At 69.1% G+C, this 14830-nt stretch carries 16 protein-coding genes; 5 read left to right on the top strand and 11 right to left on the bottom strand.

The genetic code is table 11. From position 1 onward, the window contains the following. Positions 1–22: 22 nt before the first annotated feature. Together IEY87_RS34905 and IEY87_RS34900 are read right to left on the bottom strand one after the other, a co-directional pair. Positions 23–562, bottom strand: coding sequence for a GNAT family N-acetyltransferase (locus IEY87_RS34905; RefSeq protein ID WP_189143090.1), 540 nt, complete (start codon positions 560–562; stop codon positions 23–25). 115 nt (positions 563–677) lie between these two features. Further along, on the bottom strand, positions 678–1040 hold the full coding sequence (locus IEY87_RS34900) for a nuclear transport factor 2 family protein (protein WP_189143089.1): 363 nt from the start codon (positions 1038–1040) through the stop codon (positions 678–680). A gap of 531 nt (positions 1041–1571) precedes the next feature. On the opposite strand from IEY87_RS34900, the gene IEY87_RS34895 reads away from it, so the two are divergent. Both IEY87_RS34895 and IEY87_RS34890 read left to right on the top strand, forming a co-directional pair. After that, the gene (locus IEY87_RS34895) at positions 1572–2456 is read left to right on the top strand and encodes a DUF2268 domain-containing putative Zn-dependent protease (RefSeq protein ID WP_189143088.1); all 885 of its coding nucleotides are present in this window, start codon (positions 1572–1574) and stop codon (positions 2454–2456) included. Between the two features lie 10 nt (positions 2457–2466). Then, entirely contained in the window at positions 2467–3225 is a 759-nt protein-coding gene (locus IEY87_RS34890; protein ID WP_189143087.1) for a MerR family transcriptional regulator, read from the top strand. 337 nt (positions 3226–3562) lie between these two features. Here the strand turns inward: IEY87_RS34890 and IEY87_RS34885 are convergent, their stop codons facing one another. Together IEY87_RS34885 and IEY87_RS34880 are read right to left on the bottom strand one after the other, a co-directional pair. After that, entirely contained in the window at positions 3563–4447 is an 885-nt protein-coding gene (locus IEY87_RS34885) for an aldo/keto reductase (RefSeq protein WP_189143086.1), read from the bottom strand. Between the two features lie 8 nt (positions 4448–4455). Next, positions 4456–5427, bottom strand: coding sequence for an NAD-dependent epimerase/dehydratase family protein (locus IEY87_RS34880; RefSeq protein WP_225277932.1), 972 nt, complete (start codon positions 5425–5427; stop codon positions 4456–4458). Between the two features lie 43 nt (positions 5428–5470). Between IEY87_RS34880 and IEY87_RS34875 the strand changes: the two genes are divergently transcribed. Beyond that, positions 5471–6382, top strand: a complete 912-nt coding sequence (locus IEY87_RS34875; protein ID WP_189143084.1) for a LysR family transcriptional regulator — start codon at positions 5471–5473, stop codon at positions 6380–6382. A 123-nt stretch (positions 6383–6505) separates the two neighbouring features. On the opposite strand, the gene IEY87_RS34870 is transcribed toward IEY87_RS34875, so the two are convergent. The 3 genes from IEY87_RS34870 to IEY87_RS34860 all read right to left on the bottom strand — a co-directional run bounded on the left by IEY87_RS34870 (position 6506) and on the right by IEY87_RS34860 (position 9420). After that, positions 6506–6718 carry a MerR family transcriptional regulator gene (locus tag IEY87_RS34870; RefSeq protein WP_225277931.1) on the bottom strand — a complete coding sequence of 71 codons (213 nt, stop codon included), beginning with the start codon at positions 6716–6718 and terminating at the stop codon, positions 6506–6508. Between the two features lie 233 nt (positions 6719–6951). Beyond that, entirely contained in the window at positions 6952–7695 is a 744-nt protein-coding gene (locus IEY87_RS34865) for a class I SAM-dependent methyltransferase (RefSeq protein WP_225277930.1), read from the bottom strand. 135 nt (positions 7696–7830) lie between these two features. Further along, a complete protein-coding gene (locus IEY87_RS34860; protein ID WP_189143082.1) occupies positions 7831–9420 on the bottom strand; it encodes an MFS transporter in 1590 nt (529 codons plus the stop codon). A gap of 158 nt (positions 9421–9578) precedes the next feature. On the opposite strand from IEY87_RS34860, the gene IEY87_RS34855 reads away from it, so the two are divergent. Further along, the gene (locus IEY87_RS34855) at positions 9579–10181 is read left to right on the top strand and encodes a helix-turn-helix domain-containing protein (protein ID WP_189143081.1); all 603 of its coding nucleotides are present in this window, start codon (positions 9579–9581) and stop codon (positions 10179–10181) included. A 388-nt stretch (positions 10182–10569) separates the two neighbouring features. Here the strand turns inward: IEY87_RS34855 and IEY87_RS34850 are convergent, their stop codons facing one another. Next, positions 10570–11115, bottom strand: a complete 546-nt coding sequence (locus IEY87_RS34850; RefSeq protein ID WP_225277928.1) for a TetR-like C-terminal domain-containing protein — start codon at positions 11113–11115, stop codon at positions 10570–10572. Between the two features lie 96 nt (positions 11116–11211). Between IEY87_RS34850 and IEY87_RS34845 the strand changes: the two genes are divergently transcribed. Then, positions 11212–12540 carry an alpha/beta hydrolase gene (locus IEY87_RS34845; protein WP_189143079.1) on the top strand — a complete coding sequence of 443 codons (1329 nt, stop codon included), beginning with the start codon at positions 11212–11214 and terminating at the stop codon, positions 12538–12540. A 203-nt stretch (positions 12541–12743) separates the two neighbouring features. Here IEY87_RS34845 and IEY87_RS34840 read toward each other — a convergent pair whose 3' ends face one another. The 3 genes from IEY87_RS34840 to IEY87_RS34830 are packed head-to-tail and all read right to left on the bottom strand — an operon-like array spanning position 12744 to position 14619. Next, positions 12744–13085, bottom strand: coding sequence for an SDR family oxidoreductase (locus IEY87_RS34840; RefSeq protein ID WP_225277927.1), 342 nt, complete (start codon positions 13083–13085; stop codon positions 12744–12746). A 53-nt stretch (positions 13086–13138) separates the two neighbouring features. After that, positions 13139–14125 (bottom strand): helix-turn-helix domain-containing protein, encoded by a 987-nt coding sequence (locus tag IEY87_RS34835; protein WP_189143078.1) that lies wholly within the window; start codon positions 14123–14125, stop codon positions 13139–13141. Beyond that, complete coding sequence (locus IEY87_RS34830) at positions 14122–14619, bottom strand: SRPBCC family protein (protein ID WP_189143077.1); 498 nt, start codon at positions 14617–14619, stop codon at positions 14122–14124. Before IEY87_RS34830 ends, IEY87_RS34835 begins: the two co-directional genes overlap by 4 nt. Positions 14620–14830 lie beyond the last annotated feature (211 nt).

Here is a 14830-nt window from a genome sequence, read left to right as displayed (position 1 = left end):
CGCGCCGAGCTACTGTCCACGCTCAAGTGGGTGGCGCGACCGGGGACCGCAGGCCGAGCCACTGCTCGGCGTCCCAAGCCTGGAACCGCTCCACCTCGGTGAACCCCAGCTTTGCCGCGAGGCGCATCGACCTGACGTTGGCGGTCTGGGTGATGAGCACCACCGGCTCGCCGGGAAGGACGCCGTCGAACCAGCCGAGTGCCGCCGCGCACGCCTCGGCGGCGTACCCGAATCCCCACGCTCGCGGCAGGAACAGGTAACCGAGATCGGCCTTCCCCGCGGCAGCCGGGCGACAGTGCCCCTTGGCTCGCCTGAGCAGGATCTGGCCGATCATCGCCCCGTCGAGATCAACGACGAAACTCCCAGGCCACGGCTCGGGTACCCCGGGTATCTCGCGCTCAAGCTCGGCACGCGGCCGGGGCCCGCCGAGGTAGGCGTGCACCTCTGGCGACGCCAGCAGCTCGACGAACGTCGCACGGTCCCGGGCCTCGGACTTACGGAGCATGAGGCGTTCGGTCCTTATGGGGTCAGGCGGCCAGGCGACGGGTCCGATCTCAGTCATAGCGGGCAACCTATCGCCCGCTTGTGAGAGTGATGTGAAGACAGCGTCGGCCCGCCCCCCAGGGGGCGCCGGCGACCATCCGGTTGGCCGGTCGTCGGACAACGTGTCGGCTATGTCAATCGGTCGTGCTGGCGTGCACGGCGATGATTCGCCAGCCGTGCGTCTCGCCGTATAGCCAAGTGCGGGTGTAGCGCATCCTGGCCGCGAACGGCGCACCGGAGACGGTCCCTTCGACGGTGCCAAGAAACCACGTCACCCCCGTGCGCCCATCGGCGAGCACGGTCAACTCCTCCTCGGCCACTCTCGTCACCACCTGCGCCCGAGTGCGGTGCAGCTCCAGGTCGTCCGCCTTGGTCGCAACGTTCGCACCGAAGGTAAAGATCAGCCGATCATCCAGCAGCCGATCCAGCGCCTCGACATCTCCAGCAAGCTGCGCGGCCTGAAGTCGGCGCTCGGCGTCCCGCAAGTCTTCCATCATGAGGTTCACCCTCCCAGCCAGCGCCGTATCCGCGCCAGGACGTTCACGCTCGGCTGATCTTTGCGTCCGATCCAGGGACTCTGATTAAGGGTGTCAGCGGAGAGCGGCTTCGAGCGCGTCCGGCAGAGCAGTGTTGGTGATGACCAGTTCGTCGCCCAGGTTGAGGATGCGCACCTCGCCGTGATCGCTCATGTGTAACCACATGTGCTCCAGCGAGGCTTGATCATCGCTGGGATGGGTGTGCCAGGACACCGTCACCTGGAGCAGCCCTGCGACTGCCCCCTTCAATCACACAGCGGCATACGCCCACGAAAAGCGCCGGCGACGAGGTGATCGTTTTCTACGTGGCGGCAGGAATGCGCTGAGCTGTCCGGGCAGATGGAGGAGCTGCGCACACTGGTACAGCGGCTGACCAAGTTGCGTGAGTCCATCGCAGTGGCGAACCGCCGGTCGCGACGGGCCTGGCTGTATCTCGATGAGGAGCGCCGCTGGTTTGACCTTGACGCTGCGTCAACTTCTAGCATCGGGGCCATGTCGATCACTGTTCTTGACACCTACTCCGCCATGAGGCGGATCCTGCTGGCCCCGGTTGCGGACCGCGTTGACCTGCTGCGTTCGATGCTGGAGGCCAACAAGGGCATGTACCGCTTCCACCCCGGCGAGCTCGACCTGGTAGCCGTACACCTCCAGTCGTCCGGGTTCCCCGTCGACCGCGACGAGGAGCGTTGCCTCGATGCGCTCGAAACCCTGGCGGCGGCCGGGGCCTGGGAGCGGATGCAACGCGCGCTCGACGACGCTCTCGCCGTACTGCTGGAAGCGACGCCGGGGCTGCAGGCCCCGGATATCACCGTGCTGTTCGTGCTCGGCGATCCGGATGACGAGCACTTCATGGGTCCCTGCCTAGGATTGACCGGGTTCGGCGGCATCTCGGGCAACATCGCCATCACGTTCTGGCCCTTCCCCGAGAACGTGGCGCGGCTGGAGGCCACCGCCGTGCACGAATTGCACCACAACCTGCGATGGAGCCCGGGCGGGGTCGTGTGGGACCCGATGACCGTCACGGTCGGCGAGCACATCGTCGGCGAGGGCCTGGCCGACGCCTTCGCCCGCCAGCTTTACGGCGACGAGCTCGGCCCCGCCCGCATCGGCGTACCGCACCTGCACGACGACGAGGTCTTCGCCAAGGTGCTCACCGGGCTCGACGTGACAGGCATGCAGAACTTCACCGCCTGGGTGCACGGCGACCCCGGCGCCGAGCACCTCGGTGTCACCCCGGTGGGACTGCCGATGGGCGCGGGGTACGCCGCGGGCAACCGGCTGGTCGACACCTACCTGGCGGCGACCGGCCAGACGGCGGCCCAAGCCCTGCACGCCGACGCCTCGGAGATCATCGCGACCACGCTTCGCCTCGGGTGACACTGGAACGATGGAGTGGACGATCCAGGAACTCGCGGCGAGGGCCGGCATCACCAGCCGGACCCTGCGTCACTACGACCGCGTCGGGCTCCTGGCCCCGTCCCGGGTCGGTGCGAACGGGTACCGCTACTACAACCCCACCGCGGTCGCCCGGCTCCAGCGGATCCTGCTCATGCGCCGGCTCGGCATGGGCTTGCCGGCCATTGCCGAGGTCCTGGCCGACGAGGTGGACGCGCTCGACGGGCTCCGCGCCCACATCGCCGCGCTGGAAGAGGAACGCGCCCGCATCGAACGGCAGGTCCGGTCTGTACGTCACACGCTCGAGGCTCTGCAGGCGGGAGTGGAACCGCGGATGGATGTCATGTTGGCGGGGTTCAATGACCTCTACAAAGACGAGGTGATCTCACGTTGGGGCGAGCGCGCGTTCCAAGTGAGCAACGACTGGTGGCACGGCAAGAGCCTCGACCAGCAGCGGGCCTGGAAGCAGGACACCGAAGACCTCGTCGCCGCATGGGTCGCCGCGGTGAAGGCCGGGGATTCGCCGACCTCGGAACACGCTCAGTCACTGGCCGCCCGGCACGTCCGGTGGCTGAGTCAGATCCCGGGCACTCCCACCGCCGAGGGCGACCGGGAGCGCTCGATCGAGATGGTGAACGGCATCGGGGACATGTTCGTCGACGACCCCCGCTTCGCCGCGATGTACGACGACGAGGCGGGGGCGACGTTCGTCCGCGACGCACTGCAGGCCTACGCGCGGACCCGGATGTAGCAATCCCATGGTTTCGGCCTGATGGTGACGGGCGCAGGCAGCCAACGGAAGGAGACCGTCGTGTCGGTCATTCGACCTTTGCCGGACCGCCCGAACCTCACCAATCTGAGGACACAGGCCAAATCACTGCTGGCGGCGTGGCGGGCCGGGGATCAGCAGGCGTTGATCCGCGTGCGGGCGTCACGGAGGAGCTGGCGCTGCTGGTCGTGTTCGGCCCGGCTTACGGCTCGCGCGGCGGAACCGGAGAAAGCGATCACGACTGACATCCTGGTCGCCGGCCTGATCACGTACTGGAGCACGCGGCGAGGGGTGAGGTCGGCAAGCGCCGCCGTTCTCCTCAGCCCGGCAGAGCGTCCTCCAGCCGCGCCAGCTCCTCGGCACTCAGCGTCAGCTCCGCGGCCCTGGCCGAGTCGGTGATGGAGAGCGGGCGGCTGGCTCCCGGCAGCGGGATCACCGCCGGAGAGCGGGCGAGCAGCCAGGCCAGGACGATCTGCTGCGGGCTGACGTCGCGCTCGGCTGCGATGTGGTGGAAGGCGGTGCCGGCGGAGACGGGGCCGGAGGGGCCGTCGAGGGAGCTGCGGGAGATGCCACCGAGTGGGCTCCAGGGCAGGAAGGTCAGACCCAGCTCGGTGCTCAGCCGCAGCTCGGGCTCGCTGTCCCGAACGGCGGAGGAGTACTGGTTCTGTACGGAGACGAGCCCGTCACCGAGGATCTCATGCGCCTGGCGGATCTGGGCGGTGGTGACGTTGGAGATTCCCGCGGCGCGGATCGTGCCGGCCTCCAGCAGCTCGCGCAGCGCGCCGACGGACTCCGCCCAAGGTACGTCCGGGTCCGGCTTGTGCAGCTGGTACAGGCCGATCGCGTCGACGCCCAGACGCTTGGCGGAGGCCTCGGCGGCCTGCTTGAGGTGAGCGGGGGTGGCGGTGACGGTCCAGCTGCCGTCGCCGGGCCGGCCGCGGCCGCCCTTGGTGGCCACCAGGACGCCGGAGGTGTCGCCGCCGTAGCTGGCCAGGGCGCGGGCGATCAGCAGCTCGTTGTGTCCCTCCTCGCCGGCGTGCCAGTGGTAGCTGTCGGCGGTGTCGATGAGCGTGACGCCGGCGTCGAGGGCGGCGTGGACGGTGGCGATGGCCCGCGTCTGGTCCGGGCGGTGCTCGATGGACAGCGGCATGGCGCCCAGGCCGATGGCGCTGACGGTGGTGTGGGCGATGGTGCGGTAGCGCACGGTGGCTCTCAGTTCCTCGCGGCGGGTGACGGCACGGTGGTCAGGGTTTCGGCGACGGCGCCGGGCAGCCAGTCGCCGGTGTGGCCGAAGGAGAAGCCCAGCGCCTTCGCCCGGGCGTTGCTCATGGCGTAGTGGCGATCGAAGGAGAACGGCGAAGCCTCCTCGTCCGCGGCGACGGTCCTGAGGACGGGCTTCCGGCCGACTTGCGTGCCGATGATCGCGGCGAGCTGGTGGACGTCGAGCGGGCCGTCGGAGCAGGCGTTGACCGGACCGGTGAAGTCGGCCGTGGTGGCCCACAGCAGCACGTCCGCCAGCTCCTGGTAGTGGATGAAGACCGTGGGCAGCGCCTTGGCGTGCACAGTGATCTCATCGCCCGCGGAGACGCGCTCGACGTAGTGCGCCAGCCTGCCGGTGAACTCCTGCGCGCCGCCGCCGAGCACGTGGGCGCTGCGCACGCCGGCGAACGCGAAGCCGCCGGCGCGGGCGAAGACGGCCTCCGCCTGGCGCTTGCCCTCGGCGTAATGCGCCTCCAGGTACGCGTCGTCGTGCCAGGGAAGGTCCATGGCCACCTGCCAGGTGGCCGGGTCCACGATCTCCTCCGGCACCGGCGTGCCCGTGGGAACAGGCGGCAGCGCGGCGGTCGCGGGGTCGTACACCTCGATCGTGGAGGTCATGACGTAACGGCGGGTGCGGCCGGCGAAGGCGCGGGCGGCGATGGCGGCCTGCACCGGGGTGTAGCAGACTTGGTCCACCACGACGTCGAAGACGCGGGAGCCGAGCGCGGCCGTCAGGGCGGCCTCGTCGTTCCTGTCGGCGACGAGGTGCTCGACGCCGGCGGGCGGCGGCGTCGAGCCGCGGTTGATCACAGTGACCCGGTGACCCGCTGCCTGCAGGCGCTCCACCAGGATTCTTCCGAAATACCGGCTTCCGCCGATGACGCAGATTCTTTGCACCCCCTGATCCTGGAGCCTTATGGTCATCAGCAGAAGTCCTGACTTACTGGATAGGCATTAAGGAGAACTGTTGATCGATGTACAACGGCTCCGCGTCCTGCGGGCGGTGGCGGAGCACGGCAGCTTCAACCAGGCGGCCACGGCTCTCCGGCTCACTCCCTCGGCCGTCTCCCAGCAGGTGGCCACTCTGGAGCGCAGTCTCGGCGCCCAGGTCGTCTCCCGCAGCACCCGTGGCGTCACCCTCACCCAGGCCGGCCAGATCATGCTCAGCGCCGCCGAAGCCGTCGCCGCGGAGCTCGAACACGCGCAACAGCAGGTCGCCCGGCTCAGCACCGGCCGTCCCCAGCTCACCGTCGCCACCTTCACCAGCGGCGGCAGGCTTCTGCTGCCCACCGCTCTCGACCGGCTCATGGCCGTCCATCCCCGCACCGTGCTCCACGTCAGGGAGGGCGAGCCCGAGGACACCCTGCCGCTCGTCCGCCAGGGTGCCGTGGACCTCGCCCTCGCCTACCACTTCGACGGCCCGCTCCCCGTTGGGCCGGGCCCCAGCTCCAGCCTGGAGTGGACACCGCTCCTGGAGGACCCCCTGCACGTCGTCCTGCCGCAAGGACATCGACTCGCCGACCGCGAGGCGCTCGATCTCGCCGAGCTGGCGGCCGAACCCTGGGTGCTGGGCTGCCTGAAGACCGAGACCTATTTGCGCCGGTACGCCGAGCGTGCCGGCTTCGATCCGGACGTACGCGGCACCACCACCGACTACTTCTTCGCCCGCTCGCTCGTCGCCGCAGGCGTGGGAATCTCCCTTATCCCCTCCATCGCGCTCACCCCGGAGATCCCCGGCCTGTGTACGGTCCCGATCAGGCCGCCGGCGCCGATCCGGCACATCGGCGTGGCCGCGATCCGCCGTAGCGACCGACCCCACGTCACGACGTTCGTCGACGCCCTTCGCGAGTGTGCGACGCGGCAGCACAAGGGGCGTTGATCCCGCCACGGGCAGCCGGCCGAAAGACCACGACCGCGTACGGCAGCCTGGCCCGGCTCGACATGCGGCGCGCCGCCCCGCCGGCGGGGGAGTGACCGCCGACGAGTTGGAGAGCCGCGTCCCTCACTCTGCCGGAAGTGCCCGTCGCAGCGGCTCGTCCGGCAGCGCCGTGCGGTCGGTACCGGTGGTGGTGCCGAGGGCCTGAACGTCCGGCCCGGTCGAGCCCCCGTACGTGGTGATCTTGTATTCGACCGCCATGAGGGAAAGGGTCAGCTCACGGATCCGGCGGCGGATGGTGTCGCGATGTTCGACCAGCACATCGAGCCGCTCCGTCACCGTGTGCCCTCACCAGCACATCGAGCTGACCGAAGCGGCCGAGGGTGTCGCGCACGAGGTCCGCGGCCGCGGCGTCCGAACCCGCGGGACGCGCCAGTGATGATCCAGGTCTGTGTCGTTATGGCGGGGACGCTATGCCTTCGAGCGCGCTCGAACGCAAAACCGACGTGACCACTAAATGACCCATCTGGATCTCGTCGTCTCTAGTGACGGTCAGCCCACCGCGATGATCGTTACGAGGTGCCGTTGCCGGCTTCGAGGACGAAGAACAGGAAGCTCAGGAACCTCGTGCCGGTGATCTCGCGGAACTCCTCGGGGAACAGCTCGCGGGCTTCCGGTACGAACGGTGGTTCGCTGATGGCGCTGATGTGAAAGCCGGCCGCGGTGAAGGCTTCGGTCATCGCGTGCAGCGGCCGGTCCCAGAAGCTCAGCTGGGCGGTCTGACCACCCATGGTCCATTCTTCGGTCCGGTTGCGGGTTCCGAAATAGTTGGGCTTTTCCCCAGCCAGGTGACGCATGAAGGGGATCACGAAAGGATGGTCGACCGAGATGAGGAGCCGGCCGCCAGGCTTCAGCACGCGTCGCAGCTCGGCCAGTGTCGGTCCCCAATCTTCCAGGTAGTGCAGCACCAGGGACGCGATGACGTCGTCGAACGCGTCGTCGGGAAAGGGCAGCGGGCCGGCCAGGTCGGCGACCCGCAGATCCGCGTCGGCGCCCAGCCGCCGTCTGGCCAGCTCCAGCATCCCGGCACTCGCGTCGATGCCGGTCACGGTGGCGCCTCGATCGCGCAGCGCGGCGAACAGGGGACCCGAGCCGCAGCCGGCGTCGAGGATGCGTCGGCCGGTCACGTCCCCGGCGAGTTCCAGCATTGCGGGCCGCTCGTAGTACGCGTTCGGGAGGCTCATCTCGTTCTCGGCCGCGTACCCCTCGGCGATCATGTCGTAGGCGTTGATGGGGGAGGACTGTGCAGTCTCCATGTGATCTTCGGGCGTGGTAGGCATGCAGGCCATTTTGGACCAGTTATTCGGAGGCACGGCCTCAACGCGAGTGTGGCCGGGTGCCAGGCGTGCCTGTCACCCGACCACTGGCCGAAGAAGGTCCTCCACGAGCTCTTACGCGGTCACCCGGTCGGGGGTCTCCTCCTCCGGCGACGCCGAGAGCGTGTTCTGCGGGCCGCGCACGGCGGCGTGGACGAACAGGACGCCCATGACGACGACACCTGCCCACATGGCCTGCTGCCAGCCGTCGACGAAGGACTGACGGGCGGCATCGACCAGCGCCTGCGCGTGGGAGCCGGCGGTGCCCGCGGCCTCGATGGCGTTGGCGACGCCCTGGCGTGCGGTGTCCGCCGCGCCCTGGGGGATGCCGCCGAGCCTGTCATCGATGGCACTGCGGTAACCACTCGCCAGGAGAGCGCCGAGCAGGGCGACGCCGAGCGCGGTGCCGAACTCGCGGGTGATGTCGTTGAGCGCGGAGGCGACACCCTGCTTCGCCCGCGGCAGAGAGCTGGTGATGGCCTCGGTGGAGGGGGTCATCGACAGGCCCATGCCGATGCCCATGGCGAGCATGCCGGGCAGGATGGACAGGTAGCCACCGTCGACGGAGACGATGCCGGCCATGAGGGCCAGACCGGCGCCGAACAGCGCGATTCCCGCCGCCATGGTCGAGCGGGCGCCGATACGCGCGGCCGGCATGTGCGCCAGGCCGGAGGCCACCATCATCAGCACGGCCATGGGCATCATCGCCAGGGTGGACAGCAGTCCCGACCAGCCGAGGACGGCTTGCAGGAAGGGGAAGAGGACCACGAAGACACCCGCCTGGACACCGAAGACCACCAGCAGAGTGATGGAGCCGCCGGCCAGGCCGCGCTCGCGGAAGAGGCGTACATCCAGCAGGGGTGTGCCCCTGCGGCGCAGCTCCCAGGCCACGAAGAAGATCAGGGCCACCAGACCGACGACGAGACCGGTCAGCGTGACAGGGTCGCTCCAGCCACGCTCCGGGCCTTCCTGCAGGACGAAGATGAGGCCCACCACGGCGACGACGGAGGCCAGCGCGCCCATGGTGTCGAAGGAATGCCCGGAGTGCTCGCGAGAGTTGGGCACGGACCGCATCATGCCGAGCGAGAGGAGAACCAGGACGACGGGCAGCACGAACAGCCACCGCCAGTGCGCCACGTCCACGAGCAAGGCGGACAGGAACATGCCGATGATCCCACCGCCTCCGGCGACGCCGGTCCACACGCCGATCGCCTTTCCACGCTGCTCGTCGGGGAAGGTCGAGGTGATCACAGCGAGGGTGATCGGCATGATCATCGCCGCGCCGACACCACTGAGCACGCGGGCGGCGATCATGATCTCGGCGGACGGGGCCAGGCCCCCCAGCGCACTGGCGGCTCCGAAGATGATCAGGCCGGTGATCAGCATGGGTTTGCGGCCCAGCCGGTCACCGATCGCGCCGAGCGGCAGCAGCAGCGCGGCCAGAGTAAGGGTGTAGACGTTGATGATCCACAGGATGGTGGTCTGTGCGGCGCCGAACTCGACGGCCATGTCGGGCTGGGCGACGTTCAACCCGGTCACCGAGGCGATGACCGCCATCAATGCCACACAGACGGCGATCAGGATGGTGCGCAGTTGGCGCGCGTCCGGCGCGCCCCTGCCGCTTGCTTCGGTGGTTGCCGACTGTACGGGCGGGTTCGTACTCATGAATGCCTTTCAGAAAGCGCAGGTGCAAAGGGCAGGCGCCATGATGATGAGCTGGGAAGTCGCCGGACGCGTCAGGGGACAGCGCCCCGACGACACAGGCCGGCGGATCAGGGCCATCTACGTGCGACGATAGCCCCGGCTTGCAGAAGGGGCATAGGATGTTGCCTATGGAGCAAGAAGATGAAGGTCTGGACAGCCTCGTACGCAAGCGCATCCGTGCCCTGCGGGTCGCCCAGGGCTGGTCCCTGGAAGAGCTGGCCACCCGCGCCAACCTCAGCCAGTCCTCGCTGAGCCGCATCGAGAACGGCCAGCGCCGTCTCGCGCTGGATCAACTCGTCACCCTCGCCCGCGCCCTGGACACCTCCCTCGACCAGTTGGTCGAGACCGCCACCGACGACGTCGTCACCAGCCCGATGATCGACGGCACGCACGGCTTGATGCGCTGGCCGATCAAGGGCGACCCCGGCACGACCGTGACGCGTCAGCGCATGACCGAGCCGCCGCCCGACAATCCCGCACGCATGCGTGCCCATCCGGGCCGGGAATGGCTTGTCGTCCTGTCCGGCACGGCGATCCTCCTGCTGGGCAACCGCCGCTTCCGCCTTGAGCGCAACCAGGCCGCCGAGTTTCCCACGATGATGCCGCACGCCATCGGCGCCGAAGGCGGACCGTGCGAGATCCTGGGCATCTTCGACCGCGACGCACGGCGCGGACATCAGCGCGAGGACGGCAGCCGCGATCCCCAAGAGGACGGTGACTGAGCGAAGAGGTGTGATCGGTTGGGGGACGATGATCCTGCGTTTTGACCGCGTGCGCTGAGGCGATCGCAAGCTTCACCCGTCGAGGGTGAATCCGGCGGAGGGCAGCCGCGCCAACCGCGCCGACTTGCTCGCCCGGCAGGCCCAGCACCCACGCCAACGACCGCTACCTGCGCCTGTACACCAACCCGCCCGACGACATCGTGGCCGGCTACATCGAGGATCTCTGACCCGCGCCTTCGCGGGGTCTGCCGAATGAAATGGTTCCGTTGCGGGTCTCCGTGGGGGCCTCATCGGCGAGTGCCATGAGCCGTCCCCGCCGGGTGACGTCCGCGTAGCCCCGTCAGGCGGAGGACAGCCTGAGAGCGCTGCGTGGGCTGACGCTGCGAAGTCAGGCCGCCCAGCCGCGCAGCGCGGCGGGGATCGTCGAGCGGAACGTGGTCTCGGCCGTGGCGGCGTCGAGGGCCCCGGCCAGTTCGAGAGTCACCAGACCGTGCAGCGTCACCCAGAGGGAGAGCGCGATGGAGGTCGCGTCACCCGAGAGCGCACAGGCCGACCGAGCGCGGTCTATCGCCTCGATGAGCGGCCTGACGGGATCTGCGGCACCCATGTCGCCGGACGGGTCGAAGCTCTGCACGCCGCCGAACAACACCGTGTAGAGGTGGCGGTGCTCCCGCCCCCATCGCCGGTACGCGACCGCCAGCGCATAGAGGTCGGCGAGGGGGTCATCGGAGGTAGGTACCGCCGACAGGTCCTGGGACAGCCCGGCGACCGCCCTGTCGCGTACTTCGGCGATCAGCCCGTCCTTGCCGCCGAACAGCGAGTAGACCGCGGCGGTCGCGGTCCCTGCGGCGGCGGCCAGGGCGCGGATAGTGATCGACTCCCGTGGACGGGTGGCGAACATCTCGGTCGCGGAGTCGATGAGGCGGTCTTTCACGGTGTCGTCGTTTGTTCTCGGCCTTCCCACGACGACCAGCCTAGCGGAGCTGGTAGCGTATCCAAACATCGTTTTGAAACAGTGTTTGGAAAATAGATGTCTCTCTCCGTTTCTCTCCGCCTCATCGGCCGCCTGATCCTGGCCCTGCTCGCCGTCATGGGGCTGGCCGGGCTGTTCCTCGTCCTCATCGTTCTGACGGACGGCGCGCGCTTCGGGCTCGCCGCCTGGCTGACCACCCTCGGCGCCGGAATCATCGCCGCACTGTGGCGCGGCCGCGGTCATACCTGGCGGGGCCGGCTATGGCCCTTCGCGCCGGTGATCGCCGCCGCGGTACTCACGGCGTCGGTCTGCGTCCCCACCGTCCCCACGACCCGGCAGTATCCGCCCGACCTGCCCTTCGTCGCGACGAAACACTGGAGCCTGAGCACAGGAAGCCGGGTCGCGGTCTACCGCTATCCCCCCGCCGCCGGCGCCCCCCGCCGTCCCACGCCGCTCGTGTACCTCCACGGCGGGCCCGTCCGCTCCATCTCCGTGCTCGACCACCGATTCCTGCTGCTCCTGGCCGGACAGGGCTACGACGTGTACGCCTACGAGCACCCCGGCGGCGGGCGAAGCGATCTGCTGGCCATGGAGCAGTACACGATCTCCAGATCCGTACGCGACCTCGCTGCCTTCATCGATCGCCTGGACAAGGGTCCGGCCGATGTCCTCGGATTCTCCGCGGGCGCGATCGTGCTCACCCGGGTCCTGGCCACCCCGGACACCGCCGCCCGCGTGCACCGGGCGATCATCGCCGAGCCCGGCCCCATGGACGGCCCCACCGCGCTGATCAGCGGGCAACAGGGGCGACCGTCCGTGCGCGGCCTCACGCCGGGCCCGACCGGAGCGCAGGCGACGCGCATCCCCCGGTACGCCGTCGCGCTCGGTCTCATCCAACTCGGGCTCCTGCCGCCCGACACCGGCCTGATCACGCAGGCCGAAGGCGTCAACGCCTTCAAGGCCGCCGATCTCGGCAGCGACACAGCCTCCGCCTACTGCGCGCCGGACGCCGGCCGCATCCCTACCGAGGACACCGCCGCGAACTTCTCCTTCAACGCCGCCGCGAGCCTCCGCATCCAGCAGACGATCAAGGACTCGCCGTCCATCGCCCCTGAGCTGAGCCGCTCTCGGACCCCCGCGATGCTGATGATCGCCGAATGCTCCTCGCAGATGCGCCAATGGCAGACCACCATCCTCGCCGCCGACCCCGCCATCGAGCGAACCCAGTACATGCCCGGTGTCGGGCACCGTATGTGGAACGGCCTCGACGGCAACAACGAGCGTGCCGCCGCCGTCATCACAGCGTTCCTCCAGGGCGAGACGTCACCCCTGCGGAACTACCCGACCCGCGCCGGCATCTCCGCCTTCCTCCGTGACCACAGGTGAGGTTCGCAGCGGGCCGACCTGGGCCTCAGGGTCGCCGCCGGTCGTGAAGCCACGCCGGATCGCCCGCCTGTGGAGCCTTCGCAGGAGCAATGCTCAGGACCTGTGGATCGGCTCGGGGAGGACGTATCTTCCCGAGTGATTGATCGATAGGTCACTGAGCAAGACCGGTGTTCGCGGCACCGGCCGGGAAGGCATGTCCGTGCTCAGCGTAGTGAACGACGACAGCTCCTCTTTGATCGACGAGATTGGACGCCGGAGGCGATCGTCACCGTTGCCGCGTGAATCCCCTGGGGGCGGAGTTCGGCGTGCAGCGCGTGCGCCCAGTTGCGCAAGCCGGCCATGGCCAGGCCCACGTTGGCCAGGGATGGCGCGGCAATCGTGGAGGACACACCGGTTGTCCGCAGCAGTGTCCCCTCGCCTCGGGCGCGCATCTGCGGGAGCACCTGTCCCACGGCCGTCACCGCGCCCAGCACATGCAGCTCGAACTGCGCGGCGGCGGATGTCACCGTGGTCTGTGCGGTGTGGGTGATCGGCCAGCGCGTCACGATCTCGGATATCGGCGGGAAAAGCCGCAGCGGTGATGCCCAGCCCGGTCAAATCACCCACCAAAGCGTCCAGGGTGTCCTTGCTCCGGGCGATCAGCCCCACTTGGGCCGGCGAGGGCCGTGTTCTGGCACCCCGCAGGATGTTTACGATGAACGGCCAGATGCCGAATGAGGTCTTCAGCGCCCCGATCGTCAGCGGGCTTCGCGAGCCGGGACGCACGCATGAGATCGAGTTGGTCGGCGCTGCGGGTTCCTGGGGCCGCTGTGTAGGTGACGATGCGCAGGTCTACTCCCGGCAAGGTCAGCACGTCGCAGTCCAGGGTGACGTCGCCAAGCTCGGGATGGCTGATCGTCTTCAGGTCCCCAGTCAGCTGCTCCATGCCCGCCACGGCCCACAGTTCACCGAAGAACGGCGAGGCCCTGCGCAACCCGTCCACGAGCGCGGCCAGCTCTGGGTCGGTCGGATAGCGGGCGACCGCTTCGCGCAGGTCCGCGACGATCGCCGTCTCGAACGCGCACTGCCCGGCCGCCGATGAGACGGGGTACAGGTGCCAGCGCCCCTCTCCCGTGCCGAAGAGCGCCCGGGCGAGGTTGCGTTCGGCGGGCGCCAGGCCGGACGGGTCGCCGTGCAGAGCCGTCCACATGTCGTTCCACCACAGCAGCCTCCAGTCGGCGGCGAACACGCCGATCGGGAGGTCACCGAGGCGGGCGACGAGGCGGCGGATGCTCGGTGGCACGTGAGTGCCGACGGTTTGGTCGCGCGGGGCGAGCAAGCCGGCAGCGCGGAAAACCTGGTCGCGTTCGGCCGGGATGAGCCGCAGCGCGCGGGCGATGGCCGAGACCACCTGCGCGGAGGGATTGGTGGCCCGGCCCTGCTCCAGGCGCAGCACGTACTCGACGGAGAGGCCGGCGAGCTCGGCAAGTTCCTCGCGGCGCAGGCCAGGGGCGCGGCGGCGGGCCGACCGGGCGTAGCCGGCATCGGCCGGGTCGAGGCGGTCGCGCCAGCCGCGCAGTAAGGCGCCGAAGCTCAGGTCGCTCACTCCTCCATGATGCCACCGGGCGTTTTCTGCACCACGGTCACCATCCTGGTGAGTGCAGCGCGCATGTAGCGGGCCCAGAGCGGCTTGAACGGCCCCGCGACGATCCAGCGGCGGCCTGGCAGCGGCCGGAAATCGTACGTCCATCGGATCGACGTGCCGGTCCCAGCGGGCAGGAATGACCACTCGCCGCGCACCCCGGAGACCAGCTTGGCCAGCACGTTGGTGAAGCCACTCAGCTCATAGGCGAACCCGTGCCCCTCCGCGATCTCGGTAAGCCGCTCGTCGGCCTTGGAGCCGTCGGTGAACCAGGTCTGGCGCGACGTCCCCGGCCGGTTCCAGGTGCCGGTCTGGTCGCGCACTTCCGCGACGCCGGGGAACGGTCCCCACGGCTTGAACACCTGGGCGAGGTCGATCGGCACGATGACCTGGTAGGTGTGCGCGGGGCTGGACGTTGTACGGGCGAAGACGGTGATCGGGACACTCGTTTTGGTCATGCCACGAGCATCGCGGCCAGCGCCTGCCCGAGGCAGACACCTGTCAGTACATACCCTCGCGGTCTCGTCGTGTTCGCCGTGTCAACGGCGCGGTGTCCGTCGTGTCGTCGCCGGAGCGCTGCTGGCTGAGAAAGTTCGGTGTGAGACGCCATCCCGAAGGTCCTCAACCGATCAACTGGGCCGGCCGCTGCTCTGGCAGCGACCCGACGAC

The sequence above is a fragment of the Nonomuraea glycinis genome, assembly GCF_014646515.1.
Classification (GTDB): Bacteria; Actinomycetota; Actinomycetes; order Streptosporangiales; family Streptosporangiaceae; genus Nonomuraea; species Nonomuraea glycinis.
The sequence above is the reverse complement of the archived record's forward strand: the minus strand, read 5'-3'. Positions and strand labels throughout refer to the sequence as shown.

What these genes read in the sequence shown, in the direction of transcription:
- IEY87_RS34830 (WP_189143077.1), bottom strand. Translation starts at nt 14,619, where the DNA reads ATGACCAAAACGAGTGTCCCGATCACCGTCTTCGCCCGTACAACGTCC.
- IEY87_RS34905 (WP_189143090.1), bottom strand. Translation starts at nt 562, where the DNA reads ATGACTGAGATCGGACCCGTCGCCTGGCCGCCTGACCCCATAAGGACC.
- IEY87_RS34895 (WP_189143088.1), top strand. Translation starts at nt 1,572, where the DNA reads ATGTCGATCACTGTTCTTGACACCTACTCCGCCATGAGGCGGATCCTG.
- IEY87_RS34865 (WP_225277930.1), bottom strand. Translation starts at nt 7,695, where the DNA reads ATGGAGACTGCACAGTCCTCCCCCATCAACGCCTACGACATGATCGCC.
- IEY87_RS34890 (WP_189143087.1), top strand. Translation starts at nt 2,467, where the DNA reads ATGGAGTGGACGATCCAGGAACTCGCGGCGAGGGCCGGCATCACCAGC.
- IEY87_RS34855 (WP_189143081.1), top strand. Translation starts at nt 9,579, where the DNA reads ATGTTGCCTATGGAGCAAGAAGATGAAGGTCTGGACAGCCTCGTACGC.
- IEY87_RS34845 (WP_189143079.1), top strand. Translation starts at nt 11,212, where the DNA reads ATGTCTCTCTCCGTTTCTCTCCGCCTCATCGGCCGCCTGATCCTGGCC.
- IEY87_RS34860 (WP_189143082.1), bottom strand. Translation starts at nt 9,420, where the DNA reads ATGAGTACGAACCCGCCCGTACAGTCGGCAACCACCGAAGCAAGCGGC.
- IEY87_RS34880 (WP_225277932.1), bottom strand. Translation starts at nt 5,427, where the DNA reads ATGACCATAAGGCTCCAGGATCAGGGGGTGCAAAGAATCTGCGTCATC.
- IEY87_RS34900 (WP_189143089.1), bottom strand. Translation starts at nt 1,040, where the DNA reads ATGATGGAAGACTTGCGGGACGCCGAGCGCCGACTTCAGGCCGCGCAG.